This is a genomic window from Streptomyces sp. NPDC088745 (assembly GCF_044751045.1).
Classification (GTDB): Bacteria; Actinomycetota; Actinomycetes; order Streptomycetales; family Streptomycetaceae; genus Streptomyces; species Streptomyces cremeus.
Window position 1 is genome coordinate 197,299 of record NZ_JBIVLB010000005.1, and the last position, 22,952, is coordinate 220,250.

The following is a 22,952-nucleotide window of genomic DNA, read 5'->3' on the forward strand; positions in this document are numbered from 1 at the left end:
GCGCGGCACAAAACGAGCGCCGTACGGCTACGGCCGCGGCGGCTCCAGCGTGACCAGGAACTTCTTCGCGGGCCCGACGTTGCCGGCCGCGTCGATCGTCCGGTGCTCGACCGTGTGCGTCCTGTACTCGGGCGTCGCGTCGTCCCAGGGCACCACGCGCGGGGTGCCCAGCTTCCCGTACACGAGGTCGTCGACGTTGGTCCCCGAGGGCGTGAACCGCCACGGCGCGTCCGCGTCCGTCGGCCAGCCGTAGTAGGTGTACCAGCCGTCGCCGTTCACCCGGAACTGCGAGACGACCGTCCCCTTCTGGTCGTCCTTCGCGTCCAACTTCATCGTGAACGGCCCGTCGTAGACGTACTCCACGGGCTTCCCGGGCCGCCGCACGGTGCGCAGCGGCTCGGACAGCTCGTACGAGCCCGCCGCCGCGCTCGCGTCGACGGTCCAGGTCAAGGTCTGCGGGGTACCGGCGATCCGCGCCTTCAGGGTGTGCGTGCGGCCCGCCGGCAGGGGGAGCCTGCTCAGGTCGAGGTCCCGGTCGTTGCCGAGGCTCGTCGCGACGGGCCACCCGTTGAGCGTCCAGCGGACCTGAGGACTGCGGCCGGCCGCCGGGTGCGAGGTGTCGGCGTACACGACGGACTTCGCGCCGACCGGCTTGCCGGTGCCGGTGTGCCCGGTGAACCCGGCCTTCCCGCCGGGCCGGTGCGGTGTGCGCACGGAACGGTCGACCGTCCACGTCACGGTACGGGTCAGGGCCTGCGAACCGCGCACCTTCGGGTCCCGTACGAACTCGGTCGGATCGGTGACCGTCGCCGTCAGCGTGTGCGTGCCCGCGTCCACGCGCAGCCGCTCCAGGTCCAGGCTGCGCGCGCCGAAGGTGCCCGGCACGGTCCTCCCGTCCAGCTTCCACGTCACGTCGAGCGCGCCGCCCACCGGGTGCAGGGTGTCGACCCAGGCGGTGCGGTCGGCGCCGAGCGGGGCGGTGTTCGGGGTGTGGTCCTGCACCAGGTTCACCTTGCCGGCGATGGCCTGGGTCATCACCTCGCGCTCGACCTGGTCGAAGTCGTAGCCGAGGGTCTTCATCATGGAGTGCCTGCTGGGCCGCCAGACGCCCTTGGTGGAGTACAGCCCGCCCTCGTGCCGCCCGATCCGCCCGCCGGACAGGCTCTCCTCGCCCAGCCAGCGCCACCACTTCTGCTGCCGGGCGCGCATCTCCTCCTCGCTGAGGAGGGTGTGGTGCGCGGAGTTCGGCTCGCCGCCGGTGTACGTGCCGCCGGGGACGCCGCGTCCGTAGTAGTCGTACTCGTCGTCCAGCTTGCCGAGCGAGTGGCCGATCTCGTGCGGGGTGATCAGCGACGACAGCGCGTTGCCGCCGGACGCGGTGGCCCAGGCGCCGCCCGCGCCGCCGTAGGTCTCGCTGTTGGCGAGCGCGACGATCTGCCGGTTGGCGCTCTTGGTGCCCGCGACGAGGTCGGCGGCGGCGCTCGCCTTCCTGGTGTCGACGGTCAGCAGGCGCTGGACGCTGCTCGCGTTGCAGCCGCCCCAGAAGGCCATGTCGAGCGGGGTGTCGCGGCGGGCGTCGGTGAGGCCCGGATCGCAGTCGACGCCGGACTCGGGCGAGGGGAGTTCGACGGCCCAGACGTTGATGTACGAGCGGTAGGAGGCGAAGGGCTCGATGCTCCACAGCACGTTCATGTGCTTTTCCACGTCGGCGCGGAACTCGGGTATCTCGGCGGCCGTGTAACCGTCGCCGAGGACGACGAGGTTGAAGCGCTTGTCGACGGGGCCGGTGGTCTGCACGGGCACGACGGTGGCGTTCGCGGTGACCGGATCGCGGTCCTGCGCGGCGGCCTGCGGGGGAGCGGCCACGGAGGCCGCGAGCAGCGCGCCCGCGGCTGCGAGCAGCGCGGGTCTGGTGGTGCGTCGGATGAGTCGCATGGCGCGGAGCGTAGGGGTGCGCCGAATGCCGGGTAAAGGGGCGGGAGTTGGCCAGGTGACGCCGCGGTGCGCCGGGTGCGGGGCCGGCCGTTCGTGCGTGGTGGCGTCCCGTGCCCCGCCCGTCCGGGCCACGCGTGCCGCGCGCACCGGTGCGCGGTGGCGGCCGGACCGGTGACACCGTGAAGGCGACCCGTGACGTGTCGTCCGGGACGGGCGCGCGGCCGGTGCCGCCACCACTCGGCCGACGTTCTCCGCCCGCCGTCGCCCTCCTCCGTCCGCACCCGCCCCGGCGAGAATTCACCCTCTCGCAACACATTCCAGAATGTGGACGAACACCCATTCGGCGTGGACAAAATCCCTGCTCACTGCCACTCTCGGCGCCATGCGCCCTGTCACTCTCGCCCGCAGCCTCACTGCCTCCGTCGCCGTCTTCGCCGCCGCCCTCGCCACGGGCTGCGCCCCGCAGCCCGAGCCGTCCTCGAAGGCCGCGCCGTCGTCGTCCGCCCAGGGGGCCGCCGCCTGTCCGCAGGGCAAGCTGGCCACGGAGACCGCGGGCAAGCTGACGGTCGGGACCGACAAGCCCGCATACGCGCCCTGGTTCAAGGACGACAAGCCGGAGAACGGGCAGGGCTACGAGTCCGCCGTCGCCTACGCCGTCGCCGAGCGGCTCGGCTACCGGAAGGACGACGTGGTCTGGCAGACGGTCGCCTTCAACAACGCCTTCGCGCCGGGCGAGAAGAAGTTCGACTTCGACCTCAACCAGATCTCCATCAGCGACCAGCGCAAGAAGGCCGTCGACTTCTCCTCCGGCTACTACGACGTCCGCCAGACCGTCGTCGCGCTCAAGTCCTCCAAGGCCGCGAAGGCGACGTCGGTCGCCGACCTCAAGGACGTGAAGCTGGGCGCCCAGGTCGGCACCACCAGCCTCGACGTCATCAAGGACGTCATCAGGCCCACCCAGCAGCCGGCCGTCTACCAGAAGAACGACTTCGCCAAGGCCGCCCTGAAGAACGGCCAGGTCGACGCCATCGTCGTGGACCTCCCCACCGCCTTCTACATCACCGGCGCCGAGGTCCAGGACGCCGCCGTGGTCGGCCAGTTCGAGAACGTCCCCGGCAAGGCCGAGCAGTTCGGCCTCGTCCTCGACAAGGGCAGCGCCCTCACCGCCTGCGTCACCGGCGCGGTCGACGGCCTCCGCAAGGACGGCACGCTCGCCAGGCTGGAGAAGCAGTGGCTGGCGGACGCGGTCGGCGCGCCGGTGCTCAAGTGACCTCGCTCGACAAGATGCCGCCGGCGGCGGTGGCGGGCGACGGTTACGTCCCCTCCGCCCGCCGCCTGGAACGCGAGGCGTTCAAGCGCCGCCGCACCCGCAGGGCCACGGCCGTCGCCGCGCTCAGCACCCTCGTCACCGCGGCCGTCCTCTACCTCGTCGTCGTCAACTCACCCGGCTGGGAACGGACCCGCGAGACCTTCTTCGACCCCGCCTACGCCAGGAAGGCCCTCCCGGAGGTCCTGGAGGGCCTCTGGCTCAACCTGCGCCTCCTGGCGGTGTGCGGGGCGTGCGTCCTGGTCCTCGGCATGCTGCTCGCGGTCGCGCGCACCCTGCGCGGCCCGGCCTTCTTCCCGCTGCGGGCGCTGGCGACGGCGTACACCGACTTCTTCCGCGGCCTGCCGCTGATCATCAACCTGCTCATCGTGGTCTTCGGCGTCCCGGCGCTGCGCCTGCAGGGCGTGACCACCGACCCCGTCGTCCTCGGCGGGGTCGCGCTGACCCTCACGTACTCGGCGTACGTCGCGGAGGTCTTCCGGGCGGGCATCGAGTCCGTCCACCCCTCGCAGCGGGCGGCCGCCCGCTCGCTCGGCCTCTCCCACCGCAAGACCCTGCGGTACGTGGTGCTGCCGCAGGCGGTGCGGCGCGTCGTGCCGCCCCTCCTCAACGACCTCGTCTCGCTCCAGAAGGACACCGGACTGGTGTCCATCGCGGGCGCGGTCGACGCCGTGTACGCGGCGCAGATCATCGCCAGCCGCGACTTCAACTACACCCCGTACATCGTGGCGGGCCTCATCTTCGTCGCCCTGACCATCCCGATGACACGGTTCACGGACTGGGTGACGGCACGCATGGACCGCCGGCGGGCCCAAGGAGGAACGGTATGACCACGGAACCCGTGCTGCGGCTGGAATCCGTGCGCAAGACCTACGGCACCCGGCACAAGCAGACCGTGGTGCTGCGGGACGTCGACCTGGAGGTCCCCGCGCACACGGTCACCGCCCTGATCGGCGCGTCCGGTTCCGGCAAGTCGACCCTGCTGCGGTGCGTGAACCTGCTGGAGGAGATCGACGACGGGGCAATCCTCCTCGACGGCGAGGACATCACCGACCCCCGGGCGGACGCGGACGCGGTGCGCCGCCGGATCGGCGTCGTCTTCCAGGCGTACAACCTCTTCCCGCACATGTCGGTGCTCGACAACATCACCCTGGCCCCGCGCCGGGTGCACGGCGTCGACCGCGCGGAGGCGGAGGAGCGGGCGCGGGAACTGCTGGAGCGGCTGGGCCTGGGCGGAAAGGCGGGGGAGTACCCGGACCGGCTGAGCGGTGGGCAGCAGCAACGGGCGGCGATCGTACGGGCTCTGGCGGTACGTCCGCGCCTGCTGCTCCTGGACGAGATCACGGCCGCGCTCGACCCGGAGCTGGTGGGGGAGGTGCTGGGCGTGGTGCGCGACCTGAAGGAGGAGGGCATGACCATGGTCATCGCCACCCACGAGATGGGCTTCGCCCGGGAGGTCGCCGACCAGGTGTGCTTCCTGGACGCGGGGGTGGTGCTGGAGCGGGGCACGGCGGCGGAGGTGTTCGGGGCGCCGAAGGAGGCGCGAACCCAGGCTTTCCTGAAGCGGATCGTGGAAGCGGGGCGGTTGTAGATCGTCGGGTCGGCTGTCGGTGTTGCGTGGTAGATCTGGGTCATGGGGATGCGCGGGCGACGACTTCTGAGTTACCGGGACGCGGTGGCGATCCTGGGCGGCGACAGCGAGGCGCTGGCGGCGGCCGACCGGGCGGTGAGCGGCGCGCTGTCCACCGCCACGGGCGGGGCGAGCGATGCTGTCCTCGGGCTGTTCGGGGCGCAGGGGAGGGTGCTGCGGACCGGGCGGGACGTGACACAGGGGCTGCGGGACCGGCTCGGGTCGGCGGAGCGGGCCGAGCGGACCGAGCAGATCGCGGCGGCGCACGCGGTGCTGGTGATCACGGCGTTCTTCGAGGTGCTGGCGGAGGCGGAGCTGCCGTTCGAGTTCGGCGAGCTGGAGCTGAACCGGAACGAGCAGCTCGCACTGGCCGGGGGGCAGGTCACCGCAGACCACCTGGTGGGGAGGCTGCTGTCCGCGGAGGTGCCCCACCCGACGGCTGAACTGCCCTTCGAGGGCACCGTCGTCCAGTTGCGCGGCTGGTACTCGATGCGCGCGAATCTCCTTCGGGACTTCCTGCAGGGGCTCGCTCTCTGGGAGCGACTGGACGAGGACGGGCGTACCCGTACCAGGGCGGTGCTGCTGGGCCTTGAGCAGAACGCCTTGGTGCGCTATCGGGAGCTGTACGCACAACTCGCGCTGGAGATACCAGAGTTCGGTTTCTGGTCGGGGCAGATCGAACACCAGGCCACACGCAGCGTCCTGCGCCAGTCGCTGGACGGGGTGGAGCGGGCCCTCCTGGGACTGACCCGCCCCGTCGAGTTCGCCCACGCGGCACACGGGCTCACCGCCTCCTATCGCGCCGCCCTCCCGCGCCCGATCCTCTCCGAGGGCGAGGCCCCCAGCGGGCTGACGGTGCCCAGCCTCGCCGGAGGGTACGTGGACCCGGACTTCCGGGTGGCCCCCGTGCCCGAAGAGGGCAGCGGTCCGGCGCAGGAGGAGTGGTGGGAGCGGGTTCCCGTACGGTCCGACCTCACCGAATTCCTCTCCGGCACGCTCACCTCGCTCGCCTCCACCACCGCCCCGCTGCTCGTCCTCGGCCAGCCCGGGGCGGGCAAGTCGGTGCTGACCAAGATCCTTGCCGCCCGTTTGTCAGGGACCGGCTTTCTGCCCGTACGGATCGTCCTGCGCGAGATCCGTGCCGAGGACGACGTCCAGGACCAGATCGAACATGCCGTACGGTCCTTGACGCATGAACGCGTGAGCTGGCCAGAACTGGTCCGCTCGGCACCCGGGGCCGTCCCCGTCCTGCTCTTCGACGGCTTCGACGAACTCCTCCAGGCCACGGGCGTCAACCAGACCGACTACCTGGTGAAGATCGCCAAATTCCAGCAGCAGGAGGCCGACCAGGGCCGGCCCGTCTACGCCCTGGTCACCAGCCGCACCGCCGTCGCCGACCGGGCCCGCTGCCCGCAGGGCACGCTCGCCCTGCGGCTGGAACCCTTCCGGGAACTCCACATCCGTCGCTGGCTGGACGTCTGGAACGGGCTGAACGCCCCGTACTTCACGGCCCAGGGACTGCGCCCCCTGCCCGCCGCCGTCGCCGCCCGGCACCCCGCCCTCGCCTCCCAGCCCCTCCTGCTCCTGATGCTCGCCCTGTACGACGCCACGGCGAACGCCCTCCAGCAGGAGACGGCGGACGGCGAGCCTCTCGCCGCCGCCGACCTCTACGAGGAACTGCTCACCTCCTTCGCCGTCCGCGAGGTCGGCAAGTCGGGCGGCACCATGACCTCGCGCGAGCGGGCGGACCACTGCGAGCGTGAACTCCAGCGACTCGGCCTCATCGCTTTCGGCATCCTCAACCGCCGCCGCCAGTGGATCACCGTGAGCGAGCTCGAAGCGGACCTCACCGCCCTGCTCGGCCGGCCTGCCATCGCCCCCGCGTCCGACTTCCGCACCCCGCTGAACCAGGCCGAGATCGCCCTCGGCCGCTTCTTCTTCGTGCAGAAGGCGCAGGCGGTCCAGGACGAACGCGAGCTGACGACGTACGAATTCCTGCACGCCACCTTCGGGGAGTACCTGGTCGCCCGGCTCGCGGTCCTGCTGGTGGACCAACTCCTCGACCAGCGGCCCGCCCTGTCGCTCGGACGGGCGCCGGTGGACGACGACCTGGTGTACGTCCTGCTCTCGTACGCGTCCCTGGCCTCCCGGCAGATGCTGCGCTTCGTGGAGGCCCGCATCGCCCGGCTCGACCCGGAGCGCCGGGAGCGCCTCGGCGAGCTGCTGATCGGTGTGATGGAGGACGCCCGCAACCGCGTCGAGCACCGGTACGCCGACTACCGGCCGATACCCCGCGCCACGGCCGCCCGGCACGGGAAGTACGAAGCCAACCTGATGATGTTGACGGTCCTGCTCACGGGCGGGGTCACCGCACGCCGGCTGTTCCCCGAAGCCGTGGACCCGGCGGGCATCTGGCCGCTGCGGGTCCAGCTCTACCGGTCCGCGCTGACCGCGCAGGAGTGGACGGAGTACGCCCTCGCGCTCGACGTGAAGCGTTCCTGGGTCGGGGACCGGCGGGAGCTGACCGTGTACCCCCTGCGGACGGAGCCGCCGGAGCCGGACCCGGTGGACCCGTACTGGGTGTACGGGTACCCGCCGTCCAGCGACACGCAGACCAGGGCTTCGTACTGGGCGCGGCAGGGGTGGGTGGAGGCCCGCCACAAGATGGTCGTCGCCGACGTCAGCCACGACGAGATACTGCGGCACGCCCTCGACCCGTTCTTCCGCCGGTTCGGTGCGGCCCTCGACACCTTCCACGGACCCCCGGGCGCTCCCGCCACCTCATGGGCGCACGACCTGCTGGAGGTGTGGCTGACGAGCCATCTGGGCACCTCCGACGCGGAGCTGACGGCGCGGTACGAACGCTGTGTGCCGCTCCTCGACGCCGCCCGGGGTTCGCAGTTCGACTACGCCCGCCTGCGCCCCCTGCTGCTGGGCCAGGCGCTCCACGACGCGCCCCGGCTGCCTCTCGACCGGGTCTCGCAGATGGTGCGCTCGTGGGCGCACATGGAACCGGAGACGGTGGCGCTCCAGGCACGCGTCGCGATCAGAGCGCTGGACGCCTGCCCTCGCGGGGGCGGGGAGCCGTCGGGAGACATGCCCATGCCCGCCCGCGTGCTGCGGGCCCACCTGCTCGAGATGCTGGCGGAGCTGGCAGAACACAACCCTGGGGTGTTCCTCTCCGTGGGGGAGGCCGAGCGGGGCTCCCCGGCCGCTCGCGAAGCGCTTGCCGCCCAGGAGCACAGGCTCGCCCCATGGGCCCGGGAAGAGCTGCGCCAACTGCACGGCCGCCCCGGCCCGGGCCCCGATGCGTGACTAGCCCACGTCCAGCGCGTTCCGCAGCCCCAGCCGCCACCGCGTCCGGTCGTGCCGCTTGAGCGTCTCGATCGCCGGGACCTTGTGCAGCCCCTTCACCGTGCACCGGGGTGCGTCCGACCCCGCCCGGTCCAGCAGGGCGTTGACCGCCGCCCGGGCGGAGGCGTTCGCACCCTCCATGGTGGCGAGGTCGATGTCGACGGCGACGTAATCACCGGCGAGGTAGAAGTTCGGGACGGCGGTCGCGGCGGAGGGGCGGTTGTGCAGCGTCCCGCACGGATGGACGAGGAGCTCGTCCTCGTTGGTGGGGTGCGGCGTGCCGAGGCCGTCGACGCCCGGGTCCAGGAACCACGAGTGCAGCGTGCCGTCCTTCAGGACGGTCCTGCCCGTGTCGTTCAGGGACGCCTTGAGCTGCGCCCACACCTCCCTCGCCACCTCCTCCCTGGTGCACTGCTTCGCCGTCTTCCCGTACAGGATTCCCGGCTTGTCCCACTCCGAGATGTCGACCGACAGGCATTCGACGGCCGTCCCGTCGCCGTACACGGCCGCGAAGTCGCGGCCCTTCCAGTGCCCGGCCTGGGCGATACCGGTCAGCGACCACGGGGAGTCGATGAGGTTGACGTGCCCTTCGACCATCCTCGGGCGTTCCGTCAGGTAGAACTGAATGCCCGTCATCCAGTCCGTCTCCAGCTTGTCGGCACGCCCCAACTGCGGGTCCAGGGCCCGCATGTCGGCGTTCCAGGTGCGGCGCGCGTGCTCCACCGGCAGGGCCGAGACGTAGTGGTCGGCGACGACCGACTGACGTGCGCCCGCCGGGTCCTCGACGACCGTCGCGCTGATCCGCCCGCCCGCCGTCTTCATCTCCCGTACCGTCCAGCCCATCTTGAAGTCGACGCCGAGCGCCCGCAGGTGCGCCTCCCACGGGTCGATCCAGGCCTCGTTCGTCGGGGCGTTGAGGATGCGGTCCGGCGGACCGTCCGCGCCCTGGCCGAGCGCGTTGAAGACGAAGGCCTCGCCGAGCGTGCCGACCGTGCGGGTGCTGGCCTCCTCGGCCTTCGTCGCGACGATGTTGCGGGTGACGCCGATGGCGAGGATGCGCTGGTAGTCCTTCGACATGCGGGCCGCGCGCACGAACTCCCACCAGGGGGTCCTCTCCCAGGTGCTGTCGCGGCGCTCGTCGCAGCTCGTGAGGAAGACCAGTGCGCGGTTCACGAAGTAGGCGACCTCGTGGAGGGGGAGGTGGAAGGCGGTGTCCAGCAGGCCGGTCAGCATGCGGCGGATGTCGTCGAGGTCCAGGTCCGGCGGCCGGTGGCCGGGCCAGGGGATCGGCATCCGCATCTCCTCGCGCCCGCCCGAGCGCGCGAACATCATCTCGGGCGGGGCGATCAGGTTGTCCCACACCCCGTTGGCGTTGCCGGGGAAGGGGATGCGGCGCATCGTGTCGGGCAGGTTGTGGTAGATCCCGGGGATGAACCGGAAGCCGTGCTCGCCGGGGAGGGGCCTGCGGTTGCCCTTCGCGCTGCCCGGCACGTCCATGCTGCGGGCCTTGCCGCCGAGGGCGCGTCTCTCGTACACGGTGACCTGGAAACCGCGTTCCGCCAGTTCGTGCGCGGCGGTCAGGCCGGCGACGCCGCCGCCGAGGACGGCCACGGACTGGCCGGCCCCCGCGCGCGGGGGCGCCGCCTGCGCCGCGCCCGCGGGGAGCGCGCCGAGCGCCGCGGCCCCGCCGACGGCAGCCGCTCCGGCCACGAAGGCGCGACGGGAGGTTTCGGTTCCGGAGGCACGTCGGGAAGCTCCGGCGGCTCCGTCAGTACGTCGGGAAGTGAAGCTCGTGCGGTCCATCTGCCCAGCCCCTTACCAGTGGTAACCGACACATGAGTCGCAGGAGCATAGAGCGGCACCACTGGAACGGGAAGACGTCTGCCAACTGTCATGACCGACAGGGGAGTTGAGGTGGCCGAAAGGTGCTGCCCCCGTCGGGCCGGACCGTGTTCAGCCCCGGGCGCGCACGGTCCTCAGCCCTGAGCCCGGTACACGTACGAGTCGGTCAGCGGCAGGGACAGGTCCGGCCGCCACGCGCGCAGAACCGCCGCCGACGGCACGAACAGCGCGTCCGGAATCTCCTCCGGGGCGAACCACTCCCACCGCAGGATCTTGTCCGGCTCCATGACCTGCGCGACGGCGTTCCCGGCCGGGACGAGCACCGCCGCCGAGATCCGGTTCAGACCGTAACCGCTGTCCAGCGTCACGCCCACGACCCGCACCAGGGAGGCGTCCAGCGACAGGCCGGTCTCCTCGGCGAGCTCGCGCAGCCCGGCAGCCTCGAAGCTCTCGCCCGTGTCCACCTTGCCGCCGGGCAGCTCCCAGCGGCCGTTGTGGCCGAGGCCGAGCAGGACGCGGCCGGTGGCCGCGTCCTGGACGATCACGCCGACGCCGGCGAGGCAGTTCGGGGTGGGCGCGGTGCGGGTCTGCGTGTCGGTGGCCGGGTCGGTGAGGTGTCGTACGTCGTTCATGGTCGTCGAGCGTAGGCGGTACGGCCGGGCGGGCAGGGGGCGGGCGCCGGGCGGGCCGCCGCACTCCGTCCGCCGTGGCGGGCGACGCCACGGCCGGTCTTCCGCCGCGCCGGGAATGTCCGCCGTCTGTCATCCTTGGACAGGACAAACAGCAGGTGGAGGGGCGTGCGACGTGACGGCAGGAGAGGTGCCCGAGGAGTACCTGGAGGGGTACGCCCGGTTGCTCCGCGAGGTGGCGGAGACCGGACGGCGGCTCGACCGCGACGAGCTCGAAGCCCGGCGCGCCCTCGGTGAGCGGGCCGCCGAATCGGGGCTCGGGCTGCGGGCCGTGGTCCGCGCGTACCTGACGCGGACCAGGGAGCAGTGGCCGCCCACGGCGGGCAGGACGCCCGACCAGGTGCTGGCCGCCGTCGAGCAGGCCGTCGACGCCGTCGCCGAAGGGTACGAACGTGCCCAGCGCATGGCGATCCGTCAGGAGGAGGCGGTACGGAGGGAGTTCGTCGACGACCTGCTGCACGGCCGCAGCGACCTCGGCCGTCTCGCCGCGCGGGCGGAACGTTTCGGACTGCGGTTCTCCCGCGCCCACAGCGTGGCCGTCGCCGAGGGGCCCGACGCCATCGAGGACGGCGACGCGATCAGCCGGACGGTGGAGAACTCCCTCACCGCCCGCTTCACCGACCGCCGCATCCTGGTCGCCAGCAAGGACGGACGCCTGGTGTGCGTCGCGCCGGGCGAGCAGAAGGACGTCCTGCACCACTTCGCCAAGCAGGCGCACGCCGCCGCCGACGACATCCTGGTGGCCGTCGGCCGGCCGCACCCCGGCGCGGGCGGTGTCGTGCACAGCTACGAGGAGGCGCTCGGGGCGCTGTCGCTCGCCGAGCGGATGGGCATGGAGGGGCCCGTGCTGTACGCCGCCGACCTGCTGGTCTTCCCGGTGCTGGGCCGGGACCGGCAGGCCCTCGAAGACCTGGTGCGCAGTGCGCTCGGCCCGCTGGAGGAGGCGCGCGGCGGGGCGGGGCCGCTGGTGGAGACCTTGCGGGCGTACTTCGACGCGGGCTGCGTCTCCGCGGAGGCGGCCCGGCGGCTGAACCTGAGCGTGCGGGCCCTGACGTACCGCCTGGAACGCATCCACCGGCTCACCGGTGCCGACCCCTCGGACCCGCTGCGCCGCTACACGCTCCAGACGGCGGTCATCGGCGCGCGCATGCTGGACTGGCCGTCGAAGGAGATCTAGGGCCGGGCCACGGGTGCACGAATCGCCATGAGCGCGGGGGGAGTTGGGGAACTCGCGGGTGCGCCCGGGCGGCGGGGGCCGACGGTGCCACGCTCCCCGGGCATCGCCATGACGCCCCGATCGCGCCCCGCCGCCGCACCGGTGCAGTGCTCCCGGGCCGGACGGGGCCCCGGGTCGTACGGGGTTGGAGAGCCCCCGTCACCCCACCTCCGCCGACGCCGCCGCGTAACACGCCCCCCGCCCCTCCGCCCGCGCCACGACCCGTCCGTTCCGCACCCGCACCGCGACCTCCGTCGCATCGCTCACCGCCGACACCCCGGCCGCCCCCGCGACCACCCCCGACTCGTCGTGCACCACCCGCACCCCCGGCCACACCCCCCGGGGAAACGCCTGCCGCAGCGCCACCCCCAGCTCCGCCACGGTCAGCCGCGCCAGCGGCCCCAGCTCACCGGGCTCACCCGTGACCAGCACGGCGGTGACCGTCTCCCCGGCGGGCGCCGCCACCCGTAGCGCCTCCTCCACGGCCTCCAGCCGGTGCAGCCCGAGGACGGCCACCACCCCGTCCTCCGCCGACGGGGCCACCTGTCCGCGCAGCGCGTCGGTCGCGGCCGGCGGCGTCCACGCCTCGTCGACGGGCCGTGCCTTGGCCACGAACGGAAGGTGCGGCGGCGCCCACGCGCCGGCCGAGCCCTCCAGAGCCAGCTCCGCGAGCTGCTCGCACGCGGCGACCACCTGGAACGGGTCCCCGAACCCCGGTGCTGCCGCCGCCAGTTGATCCGCCCCGTGCAGCAGGGTCAGCGCGGTCTCCGCCACCGGCACCAGCCGCGTCCGGCCCCGCCCGGCCAGCCCCTCCAGCGCCGTCCCCAGCACGATCGCGTCCAGCTTGAGCAGTTGCGCGTACGGCTCCCGGGTCTGCGCGTCCGCGAGGACGACCGACGGCAGGTCCCGCGCCGGATGCTCGGCGCTCTCCGCACCGGCCAGCGGGAAGCGGGCGACTCTGCCCCGGGCGAGCGCGCCCAGCGCCTCGCGCACCGTGTCGACCGAGGCCGGGGGAGCGGGTGCGACCTCGCGGCTCGCGAGGTCGGCCAGCACGGCGAAGTACAGCGCCCGCTTGCCGGGGAAGTTGGAATACACGGCCCCCCGGGTGAGCCCGGCCCGCTCGGCGATCCGGTCGATCTTGGCGTCCCGGAACCCGCGCTCACCGAATTCCTCCCGGGCGGCCTCCAGCACCTTCCGCCGGTTCATCTCCTGCACTTCGGCCCTGGTCAACCGGCCCATGTCACTCCTGTCGCACTCGTCTCCCGGGATGCCGCAGCCGCTCCAGCCACACGGTTCCGACGCATTCAAGATACCCAGACCATTCAGATGATGGCATCATGTGCTCACGTCATCCGAATGCGACGAGGAGAAGACACGCATGCCGCAATCACCTCTCCACCCCCGGCCCCCCGTCCCCGAGCTCCTGCTCTCCGACCCCGACGTGCTTCGCGACCCCTTCACCGCCTACGGCCGCGCCCGCGAGGAGTCCCCCGTGGTCCACCTCGCCGCCCCCGGCTTCGGCGGAATGTGGGCCCTCACGCGCCACGCCGACGCCCGCGCCTTCCTCGGCGACCCCCGCTTCGGGATCCGCACCGACAGCTTCCTGCGCCCGGACGTACCGGAGGACTGCGTTCCGTACATGCGGACCATGGCCGAGATGAACGGCCCCGAACACCTGCGCCTGCGCAGGCTCGTCGCCCCCGCCTTCAGCGCCCGCCGCGCCGCCGCCTTCCGCCCCCGCATCGAGGCGACGGTCGACCGCCTCCTCGACGACCTCGCCGCCACGGCCTCCCACCAGGACGACACCGCCGACCTGGTAGCCGACTTCGCGCTGCGCCTCCCGATGGAGGTGATCTGCGAGTGGGTCGGCATCGCGGAAGAGGACCGCCCGCACTGGCGTGAGGCCGGAGCGACCATCGCGGCCGGCGCGGGCCCGCAGTTCGCGGCGGCGATCCCCGGCATCATCCGGGGCGCGCAGCGAGCGGTGGCCCGCCGTCGCACCGAACTCACGGACACGGCACCCGCCGCCGGTCCCACGGACCTCCTCACCGACCTGATCCGCGCCCAGGACGAGGACGGCGACCGCCTGACCGACACCGAAATGGTGACCCTGATCTGGCACATCGTCCTCGCGGGCCAGTCACCCACCCCCCTGGTGGCGAACGCCGTCGACGCCCTCCTCGCGCACCCCGGCCAGCTCGCCGCCCTCCGCGCGGACCCGTCCCTGCTGCCGGGAGCCGTCGAGGAGCTGACCCGCTGGGCGGGCCCCACCCTCCTGTCCATCCCGCGCTACGCGTCCGAGGACACCGACCTGCACGGCGTGCGCATACCGAAGGGCGCGGCCGTCACCGCCCTGGTGGCCGCCGCCAACCGGGACCCCCGCGCCTTCCCCGCCCCCGACCGGCTCGACGTCCGCCGCCCCGCTCCCGCCACCCCTCACCTGGGCTTCGGCCACGGCCCGCACTTCTGCCTGGGCGCGTCGGTCGCCCGCGTCCAGACGGAGGCAGCCCTCGCCGCCGTGGTCCGCCGCTTCCCCCGCCTGGCCCGCGCGGGCGACGCGAAGAGGGCCCTGGACCCCGGAACGTGGCGCCTGGAATCCCTTCCCGTACGCCTCTGAGGCCGTCGCCCTTCCCGTGCGCCTCCGAAGCCGTCGCCCGGCGCCGGACCGCGGGGTTCGGACGCGGTCCGGGCGGCTACCCGGCCGACGCGCCCTCCCGAGCCGCCACCGGGAGGTTCTGGGCCAGGTCTTCGGCCAGGAGGCGTTTGGCGATGCGGTCGGCGGCGGCGTGGAGTTCCGCGCTGCGGGGGCGGCCCGCGTCCTTCTCGAGCTGGTCGCCCAGCCAGGTCGACCACGCGTCGGCGATCACGCGCGCCTCGCGCTCACCGGCCGGGGTGTGGGAGAGGAAGTTGCCGTCGCGGGTCAGGTAGCCCTCGTCGACCATGCGGTCGAAGACGGGCAGCAGTACCTCCGGGGGCACGTTGCGGCGGCCGGAGACGAGGCCGAGCGTGGCATGGCCGACCATCCGGGTGAACAGGTCCACCTGCATCACCGCCCACGCGCCGGCGATGTCGAGGCGGGTGTCGGAGCCCGTGACGATCTGGCGGGCCGTCAGGGGCCCCTTGGCGCGGACGATGCGGGCGACCGCCCGTTCCAGGGCCTGCGAAGAGCCGTGCGCTCCGCTCGGGGTCGGCTGCGCGAAGCCGTCGCCCAGGTCGGCGGAGGCGGCACGTGAGGTGTCGCGCAGCTCCACCTGCTTGAGGAAGAGCGACACGAGGAAGCCGAGGACCGCCACCGGCACCGTCCACAGGAAGACCGTGCTGAGGGTGTTCGCGTACGCCTGGACGATCGGCTCGATCTGGGCGGCGGGGAGCCCGTGCAGCGCCTGCGGGTTCTGGGCGGCCCGCGCGACGGCGGCGGGGTCGGTGCCGGCGGGGGCCAGGCGGGTCGCGGCGGTCACGCCCTCCGTCAGGTTGGGCTTCAGGGAGTTCGCGTAGATCGTGCCGAAGACCGCGGCGCCGAAGGAACTGCCGAGCGTACGGAAGAAGGTGACACCGGACGTGGCGGTGCCCAGGTCCGCGTAGTCGACGGTGTTCTGGACGGCGATGGTGAGGACCTGCATGCACAGGCCGATGCCGACGCCCAGCACGAACATGTAGAGGGATTCCAGCCAGGTGCCGGTCGTCGGGCCCATCAGCGAGAGGAGGTACAGGCCGAGACCCATCACCGCCGAGCCGACGATCGGGAAGATCCGGTAGGTGCCGGTCTTGCTGACCACGTTGCCGCTGAAGACCGACGCGATGAGCAGGCCGAGGACCATGGGGAGCGTACGGACGCCCGAGATCGTGGCCGAGTCCCCGTCGACGTACTGGAGGTACGTGGGGAGGAAGGTCATCGCGCCGAGCATCGCGAAGCCGACGATGAAGCTGAGGACCGAGCAGACGGTGAAGACCGGATTGGCGAACAGCTTCATGGGGAGCATGGGCTCCGCCGCCCGGGTTTCGACCACGCAGAAGAGCGCGAGCGCGACGACGCCGCCGACGAAGAGGCCGATGACGACCGCGGAGCCCCACGCGTACTCGTTGCCGCCCCAGCTCGTCGCCAGGACCAGGGCGCTGGAGCCGATCGCGACGAGGGCGATGCCCAGGTAGTCGATGCGGGGCTTGTCGGCCGACTTGACGGAGGGGATGGTGCGGGCGGCGGCCAGGACCACCAGGATCGCGATCGGTACGTTGACGTAGAAGGCCCAGCGCCAGGACATGTGGTCGGTGAAGAGGCCGCCGAGGAGCGGGCCGACGACCGTCGAGACGCCGAAGACGGCGCCGATCGCCCCCTGGTACTTGCCGCGCTCACGCAGCGGGATCACATCGGCGATCAGTGCCATCGCGGTGACCATCAGGCCGCCGGCGCCGATGCCCTGCACCGCTCGCCAGGCGATGAGGAGGGTCATGTCGGTGGCGAGGCCGCAGAGGAAGGAGCCCGTGATGAAGATGACCGCGGAGATCTGGAAGACGACCTTCCGGCCGAACAGGTCGCCGAACTTGCCGACCAGGACCGTCGCGACCGTCTCGGCGAGGAGGTAGGCCGTGACCACCCACGACATGTGGGCCGCGCCGCCGAGGTCCGAGACGATCGTCGGCAGGGCCGTGCCGACGATCGTCTGGTCGAGGGCCGCGAGGAGGACGCCCAGCATGATCGTGCCGAAGACGATGTTGCGCCTGCGGCCGTCCAGGACGGGAGGCACCGGCTCGGCGGGCTGCGCGGCGGATGCGGTGGCGTTCTCGCTGGCAGTGGTCACCCTCGCACGATCACACCGGCGGGGGGATCGCGCACGTGGGGAAGGGCCGGCCCGGTGACGGACGGCGCGGCCGCGGCGACACTGCCGCCGGGGCGGAGAGGCGCTGGTCAAGGGGCTGGTCGGCCGCCACGGATGAGGACACCGGTGCACCCCCAGTGGTCGCAGCCACTCGCCCGCCGCCCCTCCCTCCGACGTGCCTGCCAGACTGAACCGGTGGACGACAACCGGGTGGAGAGCGGACCGCAGACGCACGCGTCGGACCGGTTCCGGGAAGCCGCCGTCGCCTGGGCGGCCGGGGGGCCGGCGGCGGACGCCGCCCGTCGGACCGCCACCGGGCTCGCCCGTACGCACGGCCCCCGGACCGTCGTCCTCGTCGAGGGCGTCAGCGACCGCGCCGCGCTGGAGGCGCTCGCCGTGCGCCGGGGGCGCGACCTCGACGCCGAGGCGGTGTGCGTCCTGCCGATGGGCGGAGCCACCGGCGTCGGACGGTTCCTGGCGCTGCTCGGCCCGCGCGGGCTGGACCTCCGGCTGTGCGGGCTGTGCGACGCCGCCGAGACCGGCTACTTCCGGCGGGCCCTGGAACGGGCGGGGCTCGGCAGCCCCGAAACGTACGGAGAACTCGAACGGCTCGGCTTCCACGTCTGCGACGCCGACCTGGAGGACGAGCTCATCCGCGCCCTCGGCTGCGAAGGCGTGGAGGAAGTCGCCGCGGAACAAGGGGACCTGCGCTCCTTGCGCACGTTCAGGAACCAGCCCGCGCAGCGGCCCCGCACCGCGCACCAGCAGCTCCGCAGGTTCATCGGCACCACCGCGGGGCGCAAGGAGAGCTATGCGCGGGCCATGGTCGACGCGCTCGACCTGGACCGCGTACCGCACCCGCTGGACGCGCTGCTCGCCCACGTGTGAGAACCGCCCGGGCGACCTGCGCCGTCGGCGTGGGCCATGTGGGCGGACAGTGGGCGCTCGGCCCCCGCCGCCCCCTGCCGCAGCACCCTCCGAGGTGATTACCTGGAGCCTTCGTGGCAAACAGCGGGTTCGACTCATTCAAAAGGTGAAGACATGGGTGACGGTGGCGTGGGACGGCGTACCTTCCTCGCGGCGATGACCGGCAGCGGGGCCGCCGCCGTGGCGGCGACGGAACCGGCGGCTGCCGGGACGGCGGACGGCGGGCACGAGGAGGAGATCCGGGCGCTGATCGGGCGCATGACCGTCGCCGAGAAGCTCGGGCAGCTCCAGCAGCTCTCCTGGACCGGGGCGACGGGCCCCGGCGGCAGCCAGACCGCGGCCGCCGAACAGGCCGCCAGGAAGGGCGAGTTGGGTTCCGTACTCAACATCATCGGCGCCCGGCACAGCAACGCGCTGCAACGCATCGCCGTCGAGGAGTCCCGGCTCGGCATCCCGCTGGTCTTCGGGCTCGACGTCATCCACGGCTTCTGGACCACCTTCCCGATCCCGCTCGCCCAGGCAGCCGCCTTCGACCCCGAGGTCGCCCGGGTCGACGGCGAGGTGTCGGCGAAGGAGGCCCGCTCGCAGGGCGTCCACTGGACGTTCGCCCCGATGATGGACGTCACCCACGAGCCCCGCTGGGGCCGCATCGCCGAGAGCTGCGGCGAGGACCCGTACCTGACGGCGGCGTTCGCGGCCGCCAAGACGCGCGGCTACCAGGGCTCCAGCCCGGACAGTCTGAAGGCGAAGGACCGCGTCGCGGCCTGCGCCAAGCACTTCGTGGCGTACGGCGGGGCGGAGGGCGGCCGCGACTACAACACGGTCGACGTCTCCGAGTCCCGGCTGCGCAACCTCTACCTGCCGCCCTTCAAGGCCGCCCTCGACGCGGGCTGCGCCACCGTCATGGCCTCCTTCAACACCCTCAGCGGCATCCCCGCGCACGCCAACGGGCACACCCTCACCGAAATCCTCAAGGAGGACTGGGAGTTCGACGGGGTCGTGGTGAGCGACTGGAACGGCGTGGGCGAACTCCTCCCGCACGGATTCGCCGCCGACGGCGCGGACGCGGGCCGGATCGCGCTCAACGCGGGCGTCGACATGGAGATGGTCAGCACCCATCTCGCCGAGCACGGCGCGCGGTTGCTCGCCGACGGGCGGATCAAGGAGGAGCGGCTCGACGACGCGGTCGCCCGGGTCCTGCGGCTCAAGCACGCGCTCGGGCTGTTCGCCGACCCGTACGTGCGGGAGGCGCAGGCGGTTCCCGGGCCGACGCCCGAGACGCGCCGGGCCGCGCGCGAGGCGGCCGCCCGGTCCATGGTGCTGCTGAAGAACGAGGGCGGGGTGCTGCCGATCGCGCCGGGGAAGGCGGTGGCGGTGGTCGGTCCGTTCGCGGACTCCCGTGACCTGCACGGCACGTGGGCGGGGCCGGGCGGGGAGAAGTTCCCGCCGGTGACCGTGCTGCACGGAATCCGCGACGCCGCCGGGCGCGGCGCGCGCGTCACGTACGGGGTCGGGGCGACGAAGGCCGCCGACGTGGTGGTCGTCGTGGTGGGCGAGGGCGCCAAACTCAGCGGGGAGGCCGCGTCGCGCAGTGACCTCGGGCTGCCGGAAGGCCAGGAGGAACTGATCCGGGCGGTCGCGGCGACCGGCGTCCCCTTCGTGGTGGTGCTGCTGAACGGACGGCCGCTGACGGTCGGGAACTGGGTGGATTCCGCGTCGGCGGTGCTGGAGGCGTGGCACCCCGGCATCGAGGGCGGCAACGCCGTCGCCGACGTGCTGTTCGGCAGGGTCAACCCGGGCGGCAAGCTGCCGGTGTCCTTCCCGCGCACCGTGGGACAGATCCCGGTGCACTACAACCACGAGAACACCGGGCGCCCGTACGACCCGAAGTCCCCCGGCAACACCTTCATCACCGGCTACCTGGACGTCGACCGGACGCCGCAGTTCCCCTTCGGGTACGGGCTGAGCTACACGACCTTCGAGATCGGCGAGCCGCGGGCGAGCGTCACGCGGATCGGGGCGGCGGAGCTGAAGCGGGGCGAACGGCTGGAGATGGAGGTCTCCGTGCGGAACACGGGCGAGGTGGCGGGCGACGAGGTCGTGCAGTTGTACGTCCACGACCCGGTGGCGTCGCTGGTGCAGCCGGTGCGGCGGTTGCGGGGCTTCGAGCGGGTCGCGCTGGGGGCGGGGGAGTCGGCGGATGTGCGCTTTTCGCTGGGGGCGGAGGATCTGGGGTTCTGGACGAACGCGGTGGACGGGCGGTTCGTGGTGGAGCCGGGGGGGATCGAGCTCTTCGTGGGGTCGAGCTCGACGGTCGGCGCCTCGTGCACGATCGAGGTGTCCTGACCCCACCCACCCCGTCCGGCCCGCTTCCCCGCCGGGCGCGGCGCCCTTCCAGGGGCGCGGGGAACTGCGCGAGCAACCATGCCGCTCCCGCACGGTTCCCACCGGGGGTGGCACCCCTTCAGGGGCGCGGGGAACTGCGCGCTCAGCCACGACGCATCCGCAGTGAACCCTGGACAGCCGCGCGGCGAGCGCTTTAGGGAAAGGGGCGGGTCCGGGGCCTCTCTGCCTGAGCCGGGCGGGGCTGGGTGTCCCGGTGCCGGGGCTGAGCTCTCGGCCTTGGCGGGTTCGCGCGTCCGGCACAGGCGCTCGGGCAGGGGCGGCACCCGGGCAGGCCGGGAGCGGGAGGGGCCGCCCCCTTGCCCGCCCGTTCCGCCCCCTTGGGGCGGCCCCGTCGCCCAAGGGAGCGGGGGCACAAGGCGGCTGCGACGCCCAAGGGAACGGGGGGAAGGGGGTAGGGCGGCTGCGACGCGCAAGGGGGCGGGGTGGAGGTGGGCTGCGAAGCGCAAGGGGGCGGGGGTGAAGGCGGGTTGCGGCGCGCAAGAGGGCGGGGGTGCTTCAGGGAAAGGGGAAGGGGAAGAGGGGAGGCCGGTCCGGGGGCGTGTCACGCGGTGTGGGGCGGTCCGGGGCGCGTCACACGGCGCGGGCCGGACCGAGTCGCAGCACGCGGCATGGGCCGCCCCGCACCGCCTCACGCGGCATGCGCCGCCCCCTTCTCGCGCCCTCCCGGATGCCGATGCCGCCAGACCCAGAAGACCGTGCAGGACCCGACCGCCCATGCCGCCAGCACCGCGTACGGGAACACGTGCTGGTGCCCCTGGAAGTAGACCGCCGTGTGCTGCGCGTTCACCGACGCCCCCGGCGGCAGCCACTGCCCGATGTGCCCCAGCACCGACGGCAGCAGCGGCCACGACACCGCCCCGCCCGAGGAGGGATTGCCCAGCAGGACCATCAGCCCCCAGGTCGGCAGCATCGCCCAGCGCCCCATCAGCGTGTTGAACATCGTGAAGACCATCCCCGACGTGAACATCGTCAGCGCCAGGATCAGCCAGGACTGGACGAACGGCAGGTCCAGCGCCCCCAGCAGCCAGTCCACCACCGCCGCGATCGCGAACGCCCCGGTGAGGGAGTACGCGACGTGGAAGGCGATGCGTTCGGCCGGATTCAGCCCCCGTGCGTGCACGCTCAGTTGGATCGCGCCGACGAAACCGATGATCACCGCGGCGAGGGAGATGTAGAAGAGGGCGAGCCCGCGCGGGTCGCCCTTCTGCAGGGGCTTGACGTCCTTCACCTCGACGTCCACCCCGGCCGCCTCGCCCACCTTCGCCCCGGCCTCCCCGAGCAGTTGCGCGACCGAGGCGCCGGACGCGCCCGACACGTCGAGCTCCACCTTCCGCCCGTCGGCCCGCAGCACCGCGAACTCGCGCTGTTCCTCCACCGCCTCACGGGCCGCCGCCTCCGTCGCGTACGACGTCACCTTCAGCGAACCGGGCAGCGCCTCGTCCAGTCCCGCCACGAACCGCTTGAGCTGCGGCGTCGCCGGATCGCCGACGACGGCCGCCGGAATGTGGTGCGGGCTGGGGTTGGCCATGGTGTACGTGTACGAGCCGGCGAACAGCCCGGCGGCCACGGCCAGGATGAGGACCAGCACCGTCGCAGGCAGGAACGGACCCTTCTTGAAGGCCTGCCACCGCTCCGCGCCCGTACGCACCCGCCCGTGCGCGCCGTGCCGTTCGTGCGACTCGTGCGGCTCGTGCGGCTCGTGCGGCTCGTGCGGCTCGTGCGACGGATCGTGCGCGGCCCCGGCGGCGCGTTCCGGCTCGGGTGTCTCGCTGCTCATCCCTCTCCCGCTCCCTGTCCGTCGTGCCTGGCACGGCTCGGCGCGACCCGTTTCGGCTCGCCCGGCATCTTCGGGTAGTCCGGCGGGTACGGCAGATCGCCGAGCCCGCGGTCCCGCTCGTCGCGTTCCGCCAGCTCCAGCAGGGAGTCCAGTACGAACGCCTGCTCGTCCAGGTCGGCGTGCACGTCGCCCAGTTCGGCGAACCGGACCGGCATGGTGGCCAGGTCGAAGTCCTCGGGGCGCACCTCGTCCAGCTCCGCCCAGCGCAGCGGCGCCGACACCGGGGCGTGCGGCTTGGGGCGGATCGAGTAGGCGCAGGCCATGGTGCGGTCGCGGGTGGCCTGGTTGAAGTCGACGAAGATGCGGCTGCCGCGCTCCTCCTTCCACCAGGCCGTCGTCACCCGGTCCGGCATGCGCCGTTCCAGCGCGCGGCCCACCGCGATCGCGGCACGGCGCACCGTCGTGAAGTCCCAGCGCGGCTCGATCGGCACGAACACGTGCAGGCCCCGGCCGCCCGACGTCTTCGGCCAGCCGCGCAGCCCGTGCTCGTCCAGCACCGCGCGCAGCTCGTGGGCGGCCCGTACCGCGTCCGCGAAGTCGGTGCCCGGCTGCGGGTCCAGGTCGATGCGCAGCTCGTCGGGGCGGTCGACGTCGGCGCGGCGCACCGGCCAGGGGTGGAAGGTCAGGGTCCCCAGGTTCGCCGCCCACAGCACCGCGGCCGCCTCGGTCGGGCAGATCTCGTCGGCGGTGCGCCCGCTGGGGAAGGTGACGGTGGCCGTGGGCAGCCAGTCGGGCACGTTCTTCGGGGCGTGCTTCTGGTAGAAGGACTCGCCCTCGACACCGTCCGGGAAGCGCTCCAGGGTGGTCGGCCGTTCGCGCAGCGCGCGCAGGATTCCGGGGGCGACCGCCAGGTAGTAGCGGGCCACGTCCGCCTTCGTGAAGCCGCGTGCGGGGAAGTAGACCTTGTCGGGGCTGGACAGCCGCACGGTCCGCCCTCCCGCATCCAGCTCGATCGCCTCGCCCGCTTTGCCCATG

The 22,952-nt window shown here is 72.8% G+C and carries 15 protein-coding genes; 8 read left to right on the forward strand and 7 right to left on the reverse strand.

Going from position 1 to position 22,952, the window contains the following annotated elements; translation table 11 throughout:
* Nucleotides 1-27 precede the first annotated feature (27 nt).
* Nucleotides 28-1,935, reverse strand: coding sequence for a M64 family metallopeptidase (locus tag ACIP93_RS16160; RefSeq protein ID WP_401759236.1), 1,908 nt, complete (start codon nt 1,933-1,935; stop codon nt 28-30).
* 382 nt (nt 1,936-2,317) lie between these two features.
* Between ACIP93_RS16160 and ACIP93_RS16165 the strand changes: the two genes are divergently transcribed.
* The 4 genes from ACIP93_RS16165 to ACIP93_RS16180 are packed head-to-tail and all read left to right on the forward strand — an operon-like array spanning nt 2,318 to nt 8,207.
* The gene (locus ACIP93_RS16165; protein ID WP_345218558.1) at nt 2,318-3,205 is read left to right on the forward strand and encodes an ABC transporter substrate-binding protein; all 888 of its coding nucleotides are present in this window, start codon (nt 2,318-2,320) and stop codon (nt 3,203-3,205) included.
* A 14-nt stretch (nt 3,206-3,219) separates the two neighbouring features.
* A complete protein-coding gene (locus ACIP93_RS16170; protein WP_345219086.1) occupies nt 3,220-4,092 on the forward strand; it encodes an amino acid ABC transporter permease in 873 nt (290 codons plus the stop codon).
* Entirely contained in the window at nt 4,089-4,853 is a 765-nt protein-coding gene (locus ACIP93_RS16175; RefSeq protein WP_345218560.1) for an amino acid ABC transporter ATP-binding protein, read from the forward strand. Before ACIP93_RS16170 ends, ACIP93_RS16175 begins: the two co-directional genes overlap by 4 nt.
* A 42-nt stretch (nt 4,854-4,895) precedes the next feature.
* Nucleotides 4,896-8,207, forward strand: a complete 3,312-nt coding sequence (locus ACIP93_RS16180) for an NACHT domain-containing protein (RefSeq protein WP_401759240.1) — start codon at nt 4,896-4,898, stop codon at nt 8,205-8,207.
* Here ACIP93_RS16180 and ACIP93_RS16185 read toward each other — a convergent pair whose 3' ends face one another.
* Nucleotides 8,208-9,956 carry an FAD-dependent oxidoreductase gene (locus tag ACIP93_RS16185; protein WP_401759242.1) on the reverse strand — a complete coding sequence of 583 codons (1,749 nt, stop codon included), beginning with the start codon at nt 9,954-9,956 and terminating at the stop codon, nt 8,208-8,210.
* A 266-nt stretch (nt 9,957-10,222) separates the two neighbouring features.
* The gene (locus tag ACIP93_RS16190) at nt 10,223-10,720 is read right to left on the reverse strand and encodes an NUDIX hydrolase (RefSeq protein WP_401759245.1); all 498 of its coding nucleotides are present in this window, start codon (nt 10,718-10,720) and stop codon (nt 10,223-10,225) included.
* Between the two features lie 172 nt (nt 10,721-10,892).
* Here ACIP93_RS16190 and ACIP93_RS16195 point away from each other — a divergent pair, with 172 nt between their 5' ends.
* Entirely contained in the window at nt 10,893-11,954 is a 1,062-nt protein-coding gene (locus ACIP93_RS16195; RefSeq protein WP_401759248.1) for a PucR family transcriptional regulator, read from the forward strand.
* Between the two features lie 198 nt (nt 11,955-12,152).
* On the opposite strand, the gene ACIP93_RS16200 is transcribed toward ACIP93_RS16195, so the two are convergent.
* Nucleotides 12,153-13,232 carry a TetR/AcrR family transcriptional regulator gene (locus ACIP93_RS16200; protein WP_401759251.1) on the reverse strand — a complete coding sequence of 360 codons (1,080 nt, stop codon included), beginning with the start codon at nt 13,230-13,232 and terminating at the stop codon, nt 12,153-12,155.
* Between the two features lie 139 nt (nt 13,233-13,371).
* Between ACIP93_RS16200 and ACIP93_RS16205 the strand changes: the two genes are divergently transcribed.
* Nucleotides 13,372-14,610 (forward strand): cytochrome P450, encoded by a 1,239-nt coding sequence (locus ACIP93_RS16205; protein ID WP_401759253.1) that lies wholly within the window; start codon nt 13,372-13,374, stop codon nt 14,608-14,610.
* Between the two features lie 76 nt (nt 14,611-14,686).
* Here ACIP93_RS16205 and ACIP93_RS16210 read toward each other — a convergent pair whose 3' ends face one another.
* Nucleotides 14,687-16,789 (reverse strand): MDR family MFS transporter, encoded by a 2,103-nt coding sequence (locus ACIP93_RS16210; RefSeq protein WP_401759256.1) that lies wholly within the window; start codon nt 16,787-16,789, stop codon nt 14,687-14,689.
* Nucleotides 16,790-17,002: 213 nt separating this feature from the next.
* Here ACIP93_RS16210 and ACIP93_RS16215 point away from each other — a divergent pair, with 213 nt between their 5' ends.
* Both ACIP93_RS16215 and ACIP93_RS16220 read left to right on the forward strand, forming a co-directional pair.
* A complete protein-coding gene (locus ACIP93_RS16215) occupies nt 17,003-17,695 on the forward strand; it encodes a TOPRIM nucleotidyl transferase/hydrolase domain-containing protein (RefSeq protein WP_401759259.1) in 693 nt (230 codons plus the stop codon).
* 153 nt (nt 17,696-17,848) lie between these two features.
* A complete protein-coding gene (locus ACIP93_RS16220) occupies nt 17,849-20,080 on the forward strand; it encodes a glycoside hydrolase family 3 N-terminal domain-containing protein (RefSeq protein ID WP_401759262.1) in 2,232 nt (743 codons plus the stop codon).
* A 688-nt stretch (nt 20,081-20,768) separates the two neighbouring features.
* On the opposite strand, the gene ACIP93_RS16225 is transcribed toward ACIP93_RS16220, so the two are convergent.
* The gene (locus ACIP93_RS16225) at nt 20,769-21,917 is read right to left on the reverse strand and encodes an ABC transporter permease (RefSeq protein ID WP_401759265.1); all 1,149 of its coding nucleotides are present in this window, start codon (nt 21,915-21,917) and stop codon (nt 20,769-20,771) included.
* The gene (ligD, locus tag ACIP93_RS16230) at nt 21,914-22,951 is read right to left on the reverse strand and encodes a non-homologous end-joining DNA ligase (protein WP_401759268.1); all 1,038 of its coding nucleotides are present in this window, start codon (nt 22,949-22,951) and stop codon (nt 21,914-21,916) included. Before ligD ends, ACIP93_RS16225 begins: the two co-directional genes overlap by 4 nt.
* Nucleotide 22,952 lies beyond the last annotated feature (1 nt).